Origin of the sequence: Aurantiacibacter gangjinensis, from assembly GCF_001886695.1 — a bacterium.
In the GTDB taxonomy this organism is placed as follows: Bacteria; Pseudomonadota; Alphaproteobacteria; order Sphingomonadales; family Sphingomonadaceae; genus Alteraurantiacibacter; species Alteraurantiacibacter gangjinensis.
Map to the genome: position 1 here is coordinate 155,375 of NZ_CP018098.1, position 14,977 is coordinate 170,351.

The following is a 14,977-nucleotide window of genomic DNA, read 5'->3' on the forward strand; positions in this document are numbered from 1 at the left end:
CGAGTCGATATATCAAGCGCCGTGCTGCCCGAAAGGTTCCTGTTCACGATGCAATGGATCGCCATCCGCATGCTGACCGGCGACAAGCAGAAGTTTTACGGGCTGCTGTTCGGCATCGCCTTTTCCACTCTGCTGATCACCCAGCAGCTGACCATTTTCGTCAACCTGATCGAGCGCGGCGGTAGCGGCGTGTTCAACGTGCCCACCGCCGATGTGTGGGTCATGGACGAAGTCAGCCGAACTACCGACGTCAATTATCCCATGCCCAGCACCTCGCTCGATGCCGTGCGCGGTGTGCCCGGTGTCGAATGGGCGGTGCCGCATTTGCGCGCCGGCGCCAGCGTGCGCACCCGCGATGGCGATCTGGAGGGCGTGAGCGTTATCGGCGTGGATGATGCGACATTGATCGGCCTGCCTGCCAATATGGCGCAAAACAGCGCTGACGTTCTCTCCATGCCCGATAGCGTCATCATCGACGATGTCGGCGCGTTGCGAATGTTCGAAAACGGCCAGAGCCCGATTGGCGAACGGCTGGAGCTGAACGACCAGCGCGCCGTCATCCGCGGGGTCGCCGATGCCATTCCCAGCTTCACCAGCCAGGTGACGCTCTACACGAAATACTCGCGCGCCCTGAATTACGTGCCGGGCACGCGCAACCGGATGAGCTTCGTCCTCGTCGGCGCTGCCGATGGCGTGACGCCCGAGCAGCTCACCACCCGTATCGAAGAGCAGACCGGCCTTCGCGCTCGCACGCGAGACGAATTTGCGCAGGACGGCGTCGATTTCATCATCGAGAATACGGGCATACCGCTCAATTTCGGCATCACTGTTGCTCTCGGCTTCATCGTCGGCGTCGCGATCGTCGGCCTGACATTCAGCCTGTTTATTCGCGACAATATCAAGCAGTTCGGTGCGCTGAAGGCCATCGGCGTGACCAACGCAAAAATCCGCAAGATGGTGGCTGCGCAAGCCGGGCTGGTGGGCCTGATCGGATATGGCCTCGGCGTGCTGGGCACCGTGGCCTTCATCCAGGGCTTCAGTTCTAACCCGACATTCAAAGGCTTCTACATTCCTTGGCAGGTGCCGCTCATCAGCCTTGCCGCTGTGGTCGTGATCCTGGCGCTGACGGGCTGGCTGGCCCTGCGCAATGTGCTGAAAACCGAACCCGCGGCGGTGTTCCGGTGAGCCCGACCCCAGATAATAACGCCGCCATCTCGGTGCGAGGCATCACGCGCGATTTCGAGGCGGGCCAGCAGACCATCACGGTGCTGCACGGCATCGATACCGATATCCGCGCGGGCGAGCTGACCTACGTCGTCGGCGAAAGCGGCTCGGGCAAGACAACGCTGATCTCTATCATGTGCGGTATTCTGTGGCCGACAGAGGGTGAGGTGCAGGTGTTCGGTACCGACATCTACAGCCTGTCGGATACCGACCTCGTCGAATTCCGCCTCAACAATATCGGCTTTATCTTCCAGCAATATAACCTCATCCCCAGCATCGATGCGGCCAGCAATGCGTCCGTGCCGCTGATTGCACAGGGCATGGACCGCGACGAAGCGCGCGAGCGTGCCGTGGCGATCATGGACAAGCTCAACATTCGCGATCAGGCGGGCAAACTGCCGAGCCAGCTTTCGGGCGGGCAGCAGCAGCGTGTCGCCATTGCCCGCGCGCTGGTGCACGAACCGCGCCTGGTCGTCTGCGACGAGCCCACGGCCGCGCTGGATGCAAGCTCGGGTCGCCGCGTGATGGACCTGCTGCGCGAAGTCGCCGTGGCAGAGGACCGCGCCTGCATCATCGTTACCCATGACAACCGCGTTTTCGATCTCGCCGATCGCATCCTCGTGCTGGAGGACGGCAAGATCACCCATGACGGCAAAGAAATGCCGGAGGATCACTAATGTCCATTTTACCCGACAATTTCAGCTTTTCCCGGCAGGGCCTGCCCATCCTCGCGGTGATCGGCCTGATCTTCGCCGTCGTTTACGTAGTATTCGGCCTGCCCGACCGCGAAATGCAGGAGCCGGACCGCGACCCTCCGCGCGCCACCGGCGAGCTTGCCGATAGCGCACGCGTGGCAGGGGCGGGCGTCGTCGAGCCCTCCAGCGAGGTCATCGATATCGGCACCGCGCTGTCCGGGCTTGTCACCGATCTGCAGGTGCAGCCCGGCGACTATGTCGAGGCAGGGCAGCCGCTGTTCACCGTCGATACCCGCGCCATCCGCAGCCGTATCCAGGAGACGGGTGCCTCCATCGGAGAGGCGCGCGCTGCCATCACAGAGGCCCGCGCAGCGATTGCAGAAGCTCGCGCTGCGGAAGACGCTGCGGCACGGCAATTGGCGCTGTTCCGCTCCATTGAAGATCCCGCAGCGGTCAGCCAGTCCGAAGTAATCCGGGCCGAGGGCGAAGCCAATGCGGCTCGCGAGCGCCGGGAACTTGCGCAGGCGCGCCTCACCGCAGCGCAGGCACGGCTCCGCAGCGCGCAGGCGCAGGCAGGCACGGCGCAGACCGAGCTGGGCCGCGCCACGGTGCGCGCACCGATGGCGGGTGAAATCCTGGCGGTGAACATCCGCCCCGGCGAGTATCTCTCGACCGCAGGCGGCGGCAATTCCGAAGCCTTTATTCAGATGGGTCAAACCCGCCCGCTGCATATCCGCATCGATGTGGATGAGGAGCAGGCGCCGCGCGTTGCGCTGGGCGAAGCCGCATTTGTATCGCCGCGTGGCGCATCCGGTGAACAGGTGGAAGCGCGCTTCGTGCGGGTGGAACCGCAGGTGGTGCCGAAACGGTCGCTCACCAATACCGCCTCCGAGCGTGTGGATGTGCGCGTATTGCAGATCATTTACGAACTGCCCGAAACCGATGGCCTGTTCCGCGTGGGCCAGCAGGTTGACGCCTTCATCCCGGCCCGCAGCGCCGAGGCGAGCGAATGATGCGCCGCACATGGCCCTTGCTAGCGGCAGCGGCCCTCAGCGCCTGCGTAGCCGGCCCGCCGCCCGAGATCGCGACGCCGGTGCCCGACCTGCCGGAAGGCTTCGCCTATGCACCGGAAGCGTCGGTCTCTGCCGCGCTCGACAGCCTGCTGCCGACCAGCGACCCGGCCTTTACGGACCTCGCCGCGCTCGCGCTCGCCGATGCGCCGACGCTGGCGCAGGCTGCTGCCCGCATCGACGCGGCGCGCGCCGGGGCGGACCGGGCCGGTGCCCAGCGCCTGCCGGAAATCGGCGCGAACGCCAATGTCACCGCCTCGCGGATCAACACCGCGCAGTTTGGCGGCGCGCTGCCGCCCGGCGTCTCCATCGATCCCAACCAGGTGCAATATGGCGCAAACCTGACATTCGCTTTCGATCCGGACCTGTTCGGGCGGCTGCGCGCGCAGGAGCGGGCAGCTGTCGCCCGGCTCGATGCGGCGACCTTCGATGCGGTGGCGGTGCGCAATGCATTGCTGGCCGAAATCGCATCCTCGGTCATCGACTGGCGCACGCTGGAAGCGCGGGAGGCTGCGCTGCGTGAAGATCTGGCGGCGGCCGAAGCGCTCGCGCGCCTTGCCGGTGTCCGCGAACGGGCCGGGATCGCGCCAGGCTTCGACCGCGTGCGCGCCGAAAGTGCAGCCGAAGCAAGCCTCAGCCGCATCGCCGCGCTGGCGAGCGAGCGGGCTCGTCTGAGCGGCCGACTAGTGACCTTGACCGGCCTCTCCGCCCAGCGCGTGCTGGCCTTGCTTGAGCAGCCCGCGCCGCTCTATGCCGAACCTGCCGCGCCAGCTTCGCTGCCCAGCGATCTGCTCGCCAACCGACCCGATGTCCTAGCCGCTTCGGCAGTCTTGGCGGCAGAGGATGCTGAACTGGCTGCAGCCGCCGCACGCCGCTTCCCGCAATTCACGCTATCGGCTGCCCTTGGCCTGCTGGCTTTCGACCTTGGCGATTTGTTCGACGATGATGCCGTTGTTGGCTCGGTCGGAGGCAGTCTGCTGGCACCCCTGCTCGATTTCGGACGCATCGAGGCCGAGATCGACGGAGCCGCCGCAGAAAAGCGCCTCGCCTTTGCGCAGTATCGCGGCGCTGTTTTCACCGCGCTCGGCGATGCGGAAACGGCTTATGGCCTGGTGGCCGCAGCCGACGCAGAATTGGCCGCTGCCGAGCGAGAACGGGCCGCTGCCGACCGTGCCGCGAGCATCGCCAACACCCGCTTCGAAGCGGGCTTGAGCAATTTCCTCACCGTGCTGGAAGCCCGCCGTGCCGCCGATGCCAGCGGAGAGCGCGTCGCCGCGGCCCAGGGCCGCGCCATGCGCGCCCGCGTTCTGCTATGGCGTGCGCTGGGCGGAACGCCGGCGGAAGCGACCCCGCAGGACTAGCCATCGGTGCCTGCTATCGCGGAGTCAGACCGATCGCAGGTTCGGGCAGCGCGTAAAGATAGGCAGGATCGAACTGCGCGAACCGCTCCAGCGCGGGCCAGTCGCCGCAATAAACATCGCCGCGCCGCACTTCGCAAAAGCCCTCTTTCTTGAGCTTTCCGACTGCGCGATTGGCGTGGATGGCGCTGACACCGATCATGTCCGCAAAATCGTATTGTGTGAACGGCGTGCGCAAGACGCGGGGCGGCTGCTCGCTGACCTGGCCAAGCCTGTGGCGCAGCTCGCAAATCACATGGGCAAGCCGCTGTCCGGCGCCCGATTGCTGAAGCATCTGGATCCATTTCTGCTGGACCGCCATCTCGAAATACCCGGCCGCCCGTATTGCGTTTGCGATCGCGCCATTGTCGCGCATGGTCTGATGCAAAGCGTCCGGCTCGAAGAGTCCGATTGTCACAGGACCGGCCGTCGTCAGCCGCGCGCCCTCATCGCCCAACGCAAGTTCGCGCAGGTTGAGGAAATCGCCCGGCGGGTGGATACCGAGGATCGATCTATTGTCGTCGCGTATCGCCGTTCGCAGGACCAACCCGCTGGCCAGATATATGCCCGCATCCGCAGGCAGCTCCGTCCCCAGATCGATAAGGCGCCCGGTGAAGGAGCGCTTCTCCGTAATCAGCTGCTCGATGCGGTCGAGATCGCCCGTCGCCATCGTCCGGCGCAGCCTGCCCGCCAGAAAAGCGCAGGTGGTCGGGATGTCGGATTGGGAAGCGTGTCGAAGGTCTGCATCCATCGTGCGAAACGCATAGCTTGCTCGGTTCGCCGTCGTCTATTGACCGATGTTAGGGTAGCGAAAAAGTTCAATCGGGACTGGCCGAAAACGCACTTTCCACGGCTTCGCGCACTGCGCGTAACGGGTGGCGACACGTTATTCCCGATCGCTGCAAGGAGCCATCCGGATCGTAACCAGCCGCCAGCAATCTTTCGCGCAAGCCCCGATCGCCGATGGCATGGTCGGCGTAATCGGCATTCCCGTCATGGATTGGCTCAGCAAGCTCCACACAGTCCAGGCCGAGGAAGGCGTAAAGGGCCTTCGCCACCTGCTGCGGGTGTTCGACCAGCTCTTCATAATGCACGACCATGGCCGCGTGCAGATAGCGTAAATCGTCATCCGCCAGAGCATAAGCATCGAGCGCATAGCGGATCAGCGCTTCAGTGCTTTGCTGCGACCATTTTGCCATGGCAGCCGCGAGCTTCAGCGGGTTGCGCTTTACCACGATGAATTGCGCCGTCGGAAATAGGTTTTGGTACAGCCGCATCCGCGTGAGATTGACCGGCGATTTCTCGACACGCCATGGCTTGGCAGAGTCGAACCAATTGGACCAGTCGTGCTCGATCCGCTGCTGCGTTTCGAGGGTGTCGAACGCGCATCCTTCTACCAGATGCTGGACCGGGTCGGTCGCAAACTCACCCGGAATGCCATGCAGCGCGGTGTGCGGGATGCCGCCTTGCAGATAGCATCCTTCGTTTTCCGGAACAGGCGCGTTCTCGATGGATGCGATCTGCGGATGATTGCCGAGGATGCGGGCCACGAGGCTGGTGCCGCTCCGATGCAGGCCGGCAACGAAGACATAGCGGTGAGGCAGCGCCATTCTACTAACCGAGTCGGTCCCGCATCAATTCGCTGCTATCACCGTAGAGGTATTGCGGATGGAATTTTGCGTAGGCTTCCAGTCGCTTGCGATCGGGGATGTTGACGCGGCCTCGAACGACATCTGCGAGGTCTAGCTCGCGCAGCTTCTTGATGGCGCGGTTCGCGTGGATCACCGTGATCCCGCACGTGTCGGCGATGTCACGCTGGCGTAGCGGTGTATCGAACCCGCCGCTATCGCCCAGCCCGACCATGTCCAGTCGGCGCGAGATTTCGGCAAGGATATGCGCAATGCGCGGTGCTGCGCGCAATTTGCCGAGCTTAACGATCCACTCGCGGTGCATGGCGGCGTCCAGCAGGGTGCCGAACCAGAAAAGGCGCGCAAGATCGGGATCGGTCGCCATGATGTCGCGGATCTTGTCGTGCGGCGCGAGCCCGATCGTCGCCGTGCCTACGGCCTGAATGTTATGATCGAGCCGCTTGAGGGCAAAGCAATGCATGTCGACGAAATCGCCCGGCACGTGAAAACTGACGGCGTGCCGCTCGCCCTCCTCCTCGATGGTGCGCAGCATGAAGCCTTCGATAAGGATGGTCGAGACATCGCAGGTCTCCCCAGCATGGATGATCGTCTCGTCATTGGCGAGCGTCCGCGTTTCGGCGATCAGCTCTTCGATCCGCTGCTTTTGCCCTACATCGAGAGCGGATCGGAGGCGGCCAGCAAGGAAACGGCCCGTTTTAGGGTAGTCTTGTATTTCGACATCATTCATCGGAGCGCCTCCTGCCCAACCAAAGCAACGCACGCTGACAAGTTCCGCCTGCATGCGAACCATTGTTAGGTTGGGGGCGGGAGCGGCTGGCGGGGCCGTTGTCGGTTTATGCCAACACAACCGAATGCGGAAAGTCTGTCCATCGCCGTCGTGGCGCATATTCGCCATGCCATTGCAGAGCCTTTTCAGGGCGGCATGGAATCGCATGCCAGCATGCTCTGCAAAGGGCTTCGGCGCCGGGGGCATTCGGTCACGCTGTTCGCGGCTGGCGGGTCGGATGATCCGTGCCTGGTGCCGCTGTGCGATCGCCCTTATCAGGATATCCTTCCGTGGGATCTTTATCGCGGCAGCTTCGAACTGGCCGAGTACCAGCGACACGCGTTCAGCTGCGCGCGTTCCGAAATCCGGGCGGGCGGTTTCGATGTCGTTCACAATAATAGCCTTTATCCGGACCTCATCGGCTGGCTGCGCGAGGATGGTGTGCCCTGTGTGACATCGCATCACGTGCCGCCCTTCGCCGCAATCCGCGATGCGACCGTAAAGGCCAGCGATGCACAGCATGCGCAGTTCACCGTGACGTCGCAGGACCAGAAGCGCATCTGGAGCGAGGCGGGCGTTCCATCCATGCAGGTCGTTCACAACGGCATAGATATCGATTTCTGGCGGCCGGGCGACCAGTCGGGCGAACATCTGTGCTGGGCGGGACGCATCAACCCGAACAAGGGCGTTGAGGATGCGATCCTCGCGGCGCGGATGGCGAATGTCCCGCTGCGGCTTTTCGGCCCCGTCGATGATGCGCCTTACTTCGTCGACCGCATCGAACCGCTCCTAAATGCAGAAATCCAGTTTTTCGGCGCCGTCTCGCGCGAGCGGCTGCGTGATGAGATGGCAAGTGCCTCAGCCGTCCTTGTCACGCCCAAGTGGGATGAGCCGTTCGGATTGGTCGCAGCCGAAGCCATGGCCTGCGGCACACCGGTACTCGCCTATGACCGCGGTGCGCTGCGCGAAGTGGTGGGGCCGGGCGGCATCGTCGTTCCGGACGATCATTCGTCCTTGGCACGCGCCATCGCCACGCGCGCGTCCGTGGACCGCGATTTGTGCCGCATGCGGGCCGTGACACATTTCTCCGTGGAAGCGATGCTATCCGGTTACGAAGAACTCTATGCGACAGCCATGGTCGGCCGCGGGCTGACTGTCGCACCTTCGGCCGCTGCCTTTGCCGACGCTTCGAGTTGCTCCAGCACGACGGTGCTGCTGGCGTAAGGTTCGTCTTCCTGCTGGCGGGTCAGGGCTAGGTCATGCTCGTCCGGCTCGCGCAGCTTGACGAAGGTGCCGTCCTCCTGCCGCTCCACCAGCCCCATCAGCACGAAGGCGCGCACCCAGTGCTGCATTGTATGATGACCCCATTTCTCGCGGAAGATCATGCTGTTTTCGAGCACGGAATTGATGTGATGCACAGGCGGCATGTGATGCGGATGATATTGGTGATAGGCTTTCGCACCGCGAACCCACCATATGTCCACGCCGTGCTCATCGATGGTGCGCCCGAAATCGGTGTCTTCGCCGCCATAGCCCACAAAGCGCGGGTCGAACCCGCCGATCTCTCCAAATAGCGAAGCCTTGAGAGCGAAGTTCAAGGACCAGAAACAGCGATAGTCGCGGCAACGGCCTATGGCATCCTGCGGCGGGCCGTTGCGGTCGCGATGTTTGACTGCGATGCGGTCGAACGCCGCATAGTCTATGCCATCACAGGTCGCGCCCTTCGGCAGATAGCCGACTTCGCCCATCAGCAGTCCATCTGCCATCTCGGCTGCGGCAACGTAGTCGCCGACCAATGCCGGCGCGGGGATACAATCGACATCGAGGAAAACGAGGAACTCGCCGCTCGCGGCGCTGGCCGCCAGATTTCGTGCCTTCGCAAGTGGTATCGCATTCGCGCCCATCACGATCTGGCGGATCGGGAAGGAGGCGGACGGCAGCTGATAGCGCGTGTCCTGCATGACCGCGATGACAAGCTCGCCCGGAGGACGCTCGCTCTGCTTCAGACCGTTTACAAGATTGGTGAGATGCTCTTCGCGGCCGAATGCCAGGGTGCAGACCGAAACCTTCATGCCACTACCTCCAGCGGGGGGCGAATGTCGGCGCTTTCCTGCCAAAGCGTGGCGACGAGCCGGTCGATCCAGTCTGCGGTCGCCTGTGCGGCATTGCTTTCGACGATGCTGGCCTGCTGCTCGGGAGAAAGCGCCTCGCAGGCTGCCCACGCGCGTTCCCATCCAGCTTTGTCGGATGGCCAGTCGCCAAGCACGGCGGCGAGCCCTTCGCGCTCCAGCGCTTCGGCCTTGCGCACCTGTTCATCGAAATAGCGCCATTCCGGAACGACCAGCCATGGGCGACCGATGGAGCAGACCATTTGTACGGTCGTGTTGCCGCAGGAAGAGACCACCCGATCAGCCGCCGCGATCCAGTCCTGCGGATTGTCGACCCAGCCACGATGTTCGAGATTGCCCGGCGCAGTTTCATGCCATTCGCTGCGTACCTTGCCGATGGTGATCCAGCGCGTATCCGGTTCCGCCCGCGCGCCCAGGGTCAGCGGCGTATTGGGGGTACCTTCTCCGCCGCCGCCGGCGATGACTAGCACGATGCCTTCATCGGGTTCGAGCCCAAGGCGCTGGCGGGCGAGATCGCGGCTCGTATACTCGCCGATCGCACCGCCAATGCCGGGTGCGTAATGGGTCTTGGCCCGCATCCAGGCTGGCCGATCGTCCTGCTCCAGTGCCTCGTGATACGGTGCGATGAGACCGACCGCACCTTGGTAGGCGGCCATGTGCCCGGCATCGTTGCGATTGCCATGCTGCAACACGCAAACATGTGGAACCGAGGCGATCCGTGCCAGCTGTGCGAGCTCGGCGGACACATCGGTGATGAAGAGCGCGGGGCCATTCTTGTTGAACCAATCCGTAATTGTGCCTACAGCCTGCGTGATGCCATGCCATCCCAGCGGTGCGCAGTGGACGGTGTCCGGCATCGGAACATTCGCAAGGGCGGGCACTTCGTCTCCGATCGGCTCGAAAAGCGAGGGGACACGCTTCAGTGCGATCCGCTCGTCAAGCTCGGGGAAAATGTCGTCGCGCGCGCAAAACAAGGTCACGGGGCGTTGGCCGATCAAAGCGTTGGCAATCGCCGCGGATCGCTCCGCATGGCCGCGGCCTTGGTGATGGACGAAATAGCCAACAGGTTTGCGATAGGTCACGCGGCGACGCCTTCCAGTTCCGGCGAGTTGGTCAGGCCGCGATAATGTTCCAGCCCCTCGACCACGCCGACACCGTGCGACGCTTCGCTCACATAGATATGGGCGGCATCGGCAAGGCTCGCGACTTCGGGCGCATGATTGGCGACGAGGATCGCCTGCGCACAGGCGGTGAGCAGGTCGGCATCGTTGCCGCTGTCCCCTGCGGCCAGCAGATCGCCGATCGACAGGCCGAACAGCTCTGCCACACGGTCCATGGCTGCGCCCTTGCCGGCGTATGGCGGCAGGATATCCAGCAATTCGCCATGGCTGAAAATGATGCGCGCATCAATCCCGGCAGCGATCAGGCGTCGCTTGATCTCGGGCAAAAGCGCTGCATCCTTGAGGAAATAGCTGCGCTTGAACTCGCGCTGTTCGTATCGCGCTTGCGAAGAACATGCGGACACGCATGCCAGCGCCCGCTCTACCTCGTCCGGATACCAGTCCACTGAAATGCGCGCGGAATATTCGCTATCGCGCAGCAAGCGGCCATGCTTCTCGACGTAGATTTCCGTGCCAACGGAAGTGATCCATGCTGCCGGGGCGGGCAGGCCCCATTCGCGCACCAGCCGCCGCGCTTCGATAATGCTGCGTCCGGTCGCGACCGTCAGTGCCACATCGTGATGCGTGGCGAAGTATTGTGCAACCGAGCGTGCGCCGATCCTGCATCCCGTCAGCGTGTTGTCGATGTCGCTCACAAGCATCTTGCGAACCCGGTCAGGAGCCGCCTGCCTTTTCGGCAGGGACTGAGCGAGCTGCACCAGCTTTTGTGCGTAAGCATCCCACGACATGGCGCCGATATTGTCGAGCGCCGCCGCGCTCTTTTCGCGCCAAAGCACGGGATTTAAAACGAGCTGCGCAATGGCAGCACCGATAGCCGTTTCGTCGGTCGGATTGACCAGCAGGCCGTGCTGCAATTGTTCGATAATATCGACCGGTCCGCCCACCTCGGTGGCGACAACCGGCAGTCCATGCTTGGCCGCCTCCAGCAGCGTCAGGCCAAACGGTTCGCACAGGGCTGGATTGACGAAAACGCCGCCCGATCTTGCAGCAAGCGCATAAAGCGCATTCACCTGCGCATGGTCATGCGTTTTCGGATAGGCGACCCGGCCGTGGAGGTTGTGGCGGTCGATGCGCTGGATCAGTTGTTGCAGGACATCGTTCTGCTCTTCCTCTCCCGCCGTCAGATCGCGGCGTTGCCCGGCCAGGATGACAAGATTGCATTGTTCGCGCAGGTCCGCATGTATCGCATAGGCCTCGACCAGTGCGGCAAGGTTCTTTTTGCGAACCGGACGGGCGACCGCGAGGATGATCGGCTTGGACGGATCCCGGAGAAAGGGTGCGAGCAAGCCTTGTGCCGAGGCTTTGTCGGCGGATGACGGCAGGCTGCCGTCTATGCCGGGTGTGATGCGGGTAATGCGATCTACCCGCGCGCTGGGATATTTCATCAGCTGCCGCTCGCACTCGTCTCGCGAGGATGCGACGACCTGCGCGGCCTGGCCGATGGCGCGGTCTTCTTCGGCGATCCGGGCCTCCAGCTGGGCTGGCAGCCTTTCGATGCAATTTGCCTTGTCCATTCCCAGCGAGTGGGCGGTGTAGATGAAAGGTATGCCGAATTCGCGCTTCACATGCGCGGCGACATCCGCTGCATCGGCAAAATGCGCATGGATCAGATCGGGCAGGCGTTCCCGTCTCCGGAGGTCTTCTAGCAGAGCCTGGATGAAGGCAGGCCGGTCTTTGAGCAGCGCTTCCTTGGCGAGGTAAGCGCGATTGCCGGTATCGAGCCGGCGTATTGCGAGCTTTTCGCTCACCTGCTCGTATTCCTCGCTGTGGACCGCGCCGAGCAGGGCATCGTCGAAGCGCCGCGTCAGGATCTCGCAGAAATCGACATCGTCGCGGCGGGACAACGCTTCCATCTCGCCAAGAATGTAGGTGATGTGGCCGCCAGTATCCTCGGTAATGCCATAGCGGACCGGCTCGGTTCGCAGGCAGCCACCCAGGGCGATCGACATGATATGCATTGGCGGTTCCTCGGCGTGTGTACCGAGATAAAAGCGCGGCAAGCGGCAGGGCGGACCAAAGCCAACCTATGTTGGCGTTGTCGGGCGCTGACAGGCTGCGATGCCGGGCCGGTGGGAACGTGGACGATCAGATTGGGAGGCCAGTGATGGAACGGTTGCATCAGAGCGTGCCAGATGGACAGATGTGGAGCATGTCATGGGTCGCCTATTTCGTGCCTCTGCTGAAATACGGGATCGCCATCGCCATACTGAACGCGATTTCATTCGTTCCGTGGTGGGTGACCGCATTGTTAGCGGCAAGGCTCGTCTACAAGCTGCTCGATCTCGCGTTCACTGTTATCGCTCTCGACAGTCAAGGTGTGTGGCTGCATCGCGGGTTCCTGCCATGGTCGAAAGGTATGATCGGTGTTAAGTGGCGTGACATCGACTAGGCCGAATGTTCGCTGGGTCTGTTCTCGTGGCTCGCCCGTTCGGCGAGCGTGCAGGTGAGGCATCGATACACGCAAGGGTCCGAACTGCTCATTGAGCATGTAGCCGACGGCAGAGGACTTATGACTGCCATCAATGGTAACCACGAGAAGATGGTCGCACGTGGCGCGCTCACCTGATGTCCGGCATCTGATGGCAACGACAGGGAGTTCGATGATGCAATCGCCGACGACACGCATACCGCAATACATGTTGGGCTCGGCAGCAGCGCTGTCGCTATCCTTATCTGGCTGCACCACGAATCCTGGTCCGAACTACGAGCAGCCCGGCTTCTTCTACGAAGTGGACGAGGCCGGCGAAACCGTGGCCGAGCCACCGGAATTGCCAGCGGCCGTCATGGATGCAATCCGAGCGACTCTGAATGGCGAAACGGTAATGGTCGCGGGTGTCCGGATCGAGGGAAGCGATCTCTACGTGGTCTATGTGCGAAATCGCGGGTTCTGCGGTAGCGGGGGATGTCGCGCGCAGATATGGCGACATGACAGGCAGGTCACCGAACGACTGGAGCCGCTACCAGTAGGACGGTTGCCCATTGTTCGGCTTCAGAACGGTGATGACGGCAACGTCCGGCTCGGCGTGACAGTCAGCGACGCTACGACCGATCCCTATCTGTTGGGCGTCGAACTTAACGCGGAAGGTTGGGATCCAGACGGCTGGAGTGCAGACCTTGCGACCCATATTGGAACGCCGATCCTGAGCAGACCTATGCTCCAGCCGATCGAAAATGCCGGGCAATAGTCTGCAAATGCTCCGGCGCTAACGAAGCGATACAAGCTGACTCGCTACTGCATACGAACCGCTTCCGCTCGGGCGGACGCTGGCGCCGCGGCTGCGGTTGGTTTCATCAAGACGGGCCGAACCATTCGTTGATCCAAGACAGACCTGTCCACCCTACGGCCAGATAGCCTCCTGCAACGAGCAGACCCACGAATGAAACTTCCAGCCAGAACCAGATCGATGGTTCTGGCTCGGACGGGTCGTCCCAATCACGCAAGGCTTATCGACCACGGACAATCGGGTTCTGGAAGAACGGATCTGACACCCTTCAACGGCATTCGTGGTCACCCCAGTAGCGATCCCAGCGTGCTGCGAAACCGAATCGGACCATTGCACAGGACAGATCGCCGAACCGCGGCGAGACGCACCATCCACCCGTCCTCTTACCTCCGGCCGGGCCGGTAGATCTGCACCGCAGGGTCGGGCCCTCGACAAGGACGTGGACATTTGGGCTCGTGCCGAATGGCCGGCCGACGAGGCTTACCAGCGCATCACGGGCCTAGATGGCATCGGCATCCGGACAGGGATGACTTGGCGAGGAAGTACCATCCATTTCACGCGCGGCGATACCAGACAGCCGCATCCGTGGTCCTTCCGCGCACCATATCGGACCGTCGCCGTCCCACACGGCAGTCGGCGTGCACTAAAAAAGTCTCGCCGGTCGGAATGACACTGAGAGCGAAGAGAAGCGCGAGCAATATTCCGCCTTCTAGCCCGGTTTCGCGAGAAGAGAAACCGGTTCAGACCTTCGCCGCTCAGCCAACAATCAACAGACCAATAACTTGCCCGAAGAAGCCGGACTGCGCGCAATAAGTGGACAGCATTGCGGTCCGCCATTTGGGCCTGGACAGTGCGCCCGCTTCCTTGCTGATTGGAACGAGTCCGAAAGCGGTCGACCGGTCTCGCCGGTCGACCGCAGTCTTGATCAGATTTCGGTCCTCTCAGCTAGCAGCAAAGCATCCTCGACATCGACACCGAGGTAACGCACCGTGTTCTCGATCTTCGTATGGCCAAGCAGGATCTGAATCGCTCGGATGTTCCCGGTAGCGCGGTAGATCATTGCGGCCTTCGTCCGGCGCAATGAATGCGTCCCATATTCTGCTCTCCGCAGCCCGATCGCCGTGACCCACTCATCGACCAGGCGGGCATACTGTCGCGTGCTCATATGGTCTGCTGGATCGACACGGCTCGGAAACAGGTAGTCGGCCATTGAGCCGCCTCTGCGTTCCAACCACGCTAGCAGTATAGCTCGCACATCAGCGGTAATCTCGAACTGCACGGGCTTGTGGGTCTTTTGCTGGATGACGGTTGCTCGATTGCGGATGTCGACACCCGCAACCACGTCTCCGATCTTGATCTTCACCAAATCGCAGCCCCGCAGTTTGCTGTCGATCGCGAGATCGAAAAGGGCCTTGTCCCTCAATCGCCCTTCGCGATCGAGATGAAAGCGGATCGCCCAAATCTGCTTCTGCGTGAGCGGACGCTTAGTTCCGACATTCTTACCAGCGTTCCAGGCCGAGCGATGTCCCGTAGTTAAATCAAACCGTGAGTATCCCATCGATTTTCTCCTCGCCCATGATTGGCCGAGAAGGTAACGCTCGATATAATGGTGCTTGTGGGCCGGTAGCCGAATGTCAGCTTG

At 62.4% G+C, this 14,977-nt stretch carries 14 protein-coding genes; 7 read left to right on the forward strand and 7 right to left on the reverse strand.

The window, feature by feature from the left end; translation table 11 throughout:
- Positions 1–21 precede the first annotated feature (21 nt).
- The 4 genes from BMF35_RS12940 to BMF35_RS12955 are packed head-to-tail and all read left to right on the forward strand — an operon-like array spanning position 22 to position 4,350.
- The gene (locus tag BMF35_RS12940) at positions 22–1,185 is read left to right on the forward strand and encodes an ABC transporter permease (RefSeq protein WP_236781602.1); all 1,164 of its coding nucleotides are present in this window, start codon (positions 22–24) and stop codon (positions 1,183–1,185) included.
- Positions 1,182–1,901 (forward strand): ABC transporter ATP-binding protein, encoded by a 720-nt coding sequence (locus BMF35_RS12945; RefSeq protein ID WP_047007739.1) that lies wholly within the window; start codon positions 1,182–1,184, stop codon positions 1,899–1,901. The genes BMF35_RS12940 and BMF35_RS12945 overlap by 4 nt, the downstream gene beginning before the upstream one ends.
- Entirely contained in the window at positions 1,901–2,932 is a 1,032-nt protein-coding gene (locus BMF35_RS12950; RefSeq protein ID WP_047007738.1) for an efflux RND transporter periplasmic adaptor subunit, read from the forward strand. Before BMF35_RS12945 ends, BMF35_RS12950 begins: the two co-directional genes overlap by 1 nt.
- Complete coding sequence (locus BMF35_RS12955; RefSeq protein ID WP_236781603.1) at positions 2,929–4,350, forward strand: efflux transporter outer membrane subunit; 1,422 nt, start codon at positions 2,929–2,931, stop codon at positions 4,348–4,350. Before BMF35_RS12950 ends, BMF35_RS12955 begins: the two co-directional genes overlap by 4 nt.
- A 13-nt stretch (positions 4,351–4,363) precedes the next feature.
- Here BMF35_RS12955 and BMF35_RS12960 read toward each other — a convergent pair whose 3' ends face one another.
- The 3 genes from BMF35_RS12960 to BMF35_RS12970 form a co-directional block, all read right to left on the reverse strand.
- The gene (locus BMF35_RS12960; protein WP_047007736.1) at positions 4,364–5,137 is read right to left on the reverse strand and encodes a Crp/Fnr family transcriptional regulator; all 774 of its coding nucleotides are present in this window, start codon (positions 5,135–5,137) and stop codon (positions 4,364–4,366) included.
- Between the two features lie 67 nt (positions 5,138–5,204).
- Positions 5,205–5,996, reverse strand: a complete 792-nt coding sequence (locus tag BMF35_RS12965) for a sulfotransferase family protein (protein ID WP_047007735.1) — start codon at positions 5,994–5,996, stop codon at positions 5,205–5,207.
- A 4-nt stretch (positions 5,997–6,000) separates the two neighbouring features.
- The gene (locus tag BMF35_RS12970) at positions 6,001–6,762 is read right to left on the reverse strand and encodes a Crp/Fnr family transcriptional regulator (protein ID WP_047007893.1); all 762 of its coding nucleotides are present in this window, start codon (positions 6,760–6,762) and stop codon (positions 6,001–6,003) included.
- A 108-nt stretch (positions 6,763–6,870) separates the two neighbouring features.
- On the opposite strand from BMF35_RS12970, the gene BMF35_RS12975 reads away from it, so the two are divergent.
- Positions 6,871–8,025 carry a glycosyltransferase family 4 protein gene (locus BMF35_RS12975; RefSeq protein WP_082115741.1) on the forward strand — a complete coding sequence of 385 codons (1,155 nt, stop codon included), beginning with the start codon at positions 6,871–6,873 and terminating at the stop codon, positions 8,023–8,025.
- On the opposite strand, the gene BMF35_RS12980 is transcribed toward BMF35_RS12975, so the two are convergent.
- Genes BMF35_RS12980 through BMF35_RS12990 form a run of 3 tightly spaced genes read right to left on the reverse strand, consistent with a single transcriptional unit; the run spans position 7,923 to position 12,069 of the window.
- Positions 7,923–8,873, reverse strand: a complete 951-nt coding sequence (locus tag BMF35_RS12980) for a glycosyltransferase family 2 protein (protein ID WP_047007734.1) — start codon at positions 8,871–8,873, stop codon at positions 7,923–7,925. The genes BMF35_RS12975 and BMF35_RS12980 overlap by 103 nt on opposite strands.
- Entirely contained in the window at positions 8,870–10,012 is a 1,143-nt protein-coding gene (locus BMF35_RS12985) for a glycosyltransferase family protein (RefSeq protein ID WP_047007733.1), read from the reverse strand. The genes BMF35_RS12980 and BMF35_RS12985 overlap by 4 nt, the downstream gene beginning before the upstream one ends.
- A complete protein-coding gene (locus tag BMF35_RS12990; protein WP_047007732.1) occupies positions 10,009–12,069 on the reverse strand; it encodes an HAD-IIB family hydrolase in 2,061 nt (686 codons plus the stop codon). The genes BMF35_RS12985 and BMF35_RS12990 overlap by 4 nt, the downstream gene beginning before the upstream one ends.
- 146 nt (positions 12,070–12,215) lie before the next feature.
- Between BMF35_RS12990 and BMF35_RS12995 the strand changes: the two genes are divergently transcribed.
- Both BMF35_RS12995 and BMF35_RS13000 read left to right on the forward strand, forming a co-directional pair.
- Complete coding sequence (locus tag BMF35_RS12995; RefSeq protein WP_156172197.1) at positions 12,216–12,500, forward strand: hypothetical protein; 285 nt, start codon at positions 12,216–12,218, stop codon at positions 12,498–12,500.
- Between the two features lie 211 nt (positions 12,501–12,711).
- Entirely contained in the window at positions 12,712–13,296 is a 585-nt protein-coding gene (locus BMF35_RS13000) for a hypothetical protein (RefSeq protein WP_071961235.1), read from the forward strand.
- 964 nt (positions 13,297–14,260) lie between these two features.
- Here the strand turns inward: BMF35_RS13000 and BMF35_RS13010 are convergent.
- Entirely contained in the window at positions 14,261–14,893 is a 633-nt protein-coding gene (locus BMF35_RS13010; RefSeq protein ID WP_047007892.1) for a tyrosine-type recombinase/integrase, read from the reverse strand.
- Positions 14,894–14,977 lie beyond the last annotated feature (84 nt).